Genomic DNA, 2,366 nt, shown 5'->3' with positions numbered 1-2,366 from the left:
CCGGAGAACAACAGGTCGCCGTCGTGGGCGTGGGCGAGGGAGACAGCTTTCAGCACAGGCAGGCACCTCCGGAGGCGATGTCGGACGACAACGAAGCCGGAGAGCTGTCACATGGCTGCCACGATGCCCCTCGGCGGGGCCGTGCGCAACCGCTTTTGCCGGGGGCCGCTCAGGCGGCGTACCGGGCCGCCACGTGCACGCCCTGCGCGTCGGTGACCGCCAGGCGGGTCGCCATCGTCGAGCGGCCGGCCAGCTGCGCCGCGTAGGCCGCCCGCCGCCGGGCCACCACCCCGTCGCCCTTGCCCGCCACCGGCCCGGCGGCCTCCAGGTGCCGGCTCAGGCCGTCCTTGAGCAGGGCGAGGGCCTCGGTACGCAGCTGCGACACCCGCGACTCGGTCACGCCCAGCTCCGCCGCCACCTCGGCGAGCGGCCGCTCCCGCAGGAACGACGCCTCCACCACGTAGCGCAGCCGCTCCGGCAGCACCGCCACCGCGTCGTGCAGGTAGCCGATGCGCTCGCGGTGCAGCAGCATCTCCTCCGGGTTCAGGTCCTGCTCGGTGACCATGTCCTCGGCCGTGCCGGCCGCGAAGCCCTGCAGCGACAGCACCGCCGCGCGCTGCACGTCGTCGTCGACCGTCGCCAGCTCGGCGACCGCCACACCCAGCAGCTGCGCCAGCTCCTCGGCGGTGGGCGTGCGCCCCAGCTGCGCGGTCAGCTCCTGGCGGGCCACCTCGGCGCGCCGGGCCCGCGCCCGCACCGAGCGGCTCGCCCAGTCCATGCTGCGCAGCTCGTCGAGCAGCGCCCCGCGCACCCGCACCGCCGCGAACTTGCCGAACGGGATCCCGCGCGTGGCGTCGTACGCCTTGGCCGCCGTCACCAGTGCCGCGTACCCGGCCGACGCCAGGTCGTCGCGGTGCACGTGTGCCGGCACCTTGAACAGCATCTCCCGCACGATGTGACCGACCAGCGGCATGTTCTCACGGATGAGCGCGTCCATCGAGTTCCCCCTCGCAATCCGTCGCCCGGTGACCCCTCACCGGCTGACAGGGGGAACTTTTCGCTGCTCAGGGTGCAGAACCCGGTCTCGTACGGGTGCAGAGCGGTTGCAGCTCAAGAACTCCTAAAGTTTCAGCAGCCACCCGTTGTCGCCGGCCAGGCGCACCGCCTCGGCCCGGGTCCGCGCGCCCGTCTTGCCGATCGCCGACGACAGGTGATTGCGCACGGTGCCCTCCGACAGGCGCAGCTCGCGGGCCACGTCGGCGACCGTGCCGCCGTCGCGGGCCGCCCGCAGCACCTGCGTCTCCCGCTCGGTCAGCGGCGAGTCGCCCAGCGCCAGGGACTGCGCCGCCAGCGCCGGGTCGACCACCCGCAGCCCCTCGTGCACCCGGCGCACCGCGTCGGCCAGCTGCCGCGCCGGGGTGTCCTTGACCACGAACCCGCCCGCCCCGGCCGCCATCGCCTGCCGCAGGTAGCCCGCCCGCCCGAACGTGGTCACCATCAGCACCCGGCACTGCGGCACCTCCCGGCGCACCTGCCGCGCCGCCGCGATCCCGTCCAGCCCCGGCATCTCCACGTCCAGCAGGGCCACCTGCACGCCGTGCTCGCGCACCGCCGCCACGACCTCGTCGCCGCGGCCCACCTCGGCCACCACTGTCAGGTCGGCCTCCATGTCCAGTAACGCCGCCATCGCCCCGCGCACCAGCGCCTGGTCGTCGGCCAGCAACACCCGGATCACGCCCGCACCTCCACCCTGAACCCGTCACGCCCCGGCCGCGGCCCGGCACTGACCTGCCCGCCCAGGGCCGCCGCCCGCTCCCGCAGCCCCCGCAACCCCTGACCGTCGCCGGGTACGCCGCCCCCGCCGCACCCGTCGTCGAGCACCTCGACGCTCGACGGGCTCAGCCGCACCTCGCACCGGCTCGCCCCGGCATGACGCACCACGTTCGTCACCGCCTCCCGGATCGTCCACGCGAACAGCTCCCGCACCCGCGAGGGCACCTCGTCGGCCGCCCCGGGCAGCACCGCCTCCACGTTCGCCGCCGCGAGCGCCTCGCGCGCCGCGGCGATCTCCCCCGGCAGGCTGATCCCGCGCATCCCGAGCGCCGTGGCCCGCACGTCGGCCAGCGCGTCGCGCGCCAGCACCTCCAGGTCGCGCAGCTCCGCGCGGGCCCGCCGCACGTCCACGTCCAGCAGCCGCTGCGCCAGCTCCGCCTTGACCGTCACCACCGTCAGCGAATGCCCCAGGATGTCGTGCAGATCCGCGGCGATGCGCGCGCGTTCCTGCTGCACCGCCATCGTCGCCAGCTCCTGCTGCGCCAGCCGCAGCCGGGCCTGCCGCTCCCCGGCCAGCCGCAACCCGAAGGTCG

At 75.1% G+C, this 2,366-nt stretch carries 3 protein-coding genes; all 3 read right to left on the bottom strand.

Annotated features, from left to right (window positions below):
• Nucleotides 1–169 precede the first annotated feature (169 nt).
• A complete protein-coding gene (locus tag RBH18_RS43630; RefSeq protein ID WP_306216399.1) occupies nucleotides 170–997 on the bottom strand; it encodes a sigma-70 family RNA polymerase sigma factor in 828 nt (275 codons plus the stop codon).
• 123 nt (nucleotides 998–1,120) lie between these two features.
• The gene (locus RBH18_RS43625; RefSeq protein ID WP_306216398.1) at nucleotides 1,121–1,735 is read right to left on the bottom strand and encodes a response regulator transcription factor; all 615 of its coding nucleotides are present in this window, start codon (nucleotides 1,733–1,735) and stop codon (nucleotides 1,121–1,123) included.
• Nucleotides 1,732–2,366, bottom strand: a 635-nt coding sequence (locus RBH18_RS43620; RefSeq protein WP_306216397.1) for a sensor histidine kinase, incomplete at its 5' end; no start/stop codon positions are given. The genes RBH18_RS43625 and RBH18_RS43620, both read right to left, overlap by 4 nt.

Source organism: Actinoplanes oryzae, from assembly GCF_030757795.1.
Taxonomy (GTDB): Bacteria; Actinomycetota; Actinomycetes; order Mycobacteriales; family Micromonosporaceae; genus Actinoplanes.
This window is presented reverse-complemented; position numbering and strand designations above follow the sequence as displayed.

Excerpts from the sequence above, each read along its gene's own strand:
- RBH18_RS43630 (WP_306216399.1), bottom strand. The coding sequence starts at position 997 with ATGGACGCGCTCATCCGTGAGAACATGCCGCTGGTCGGTCACATCGTG.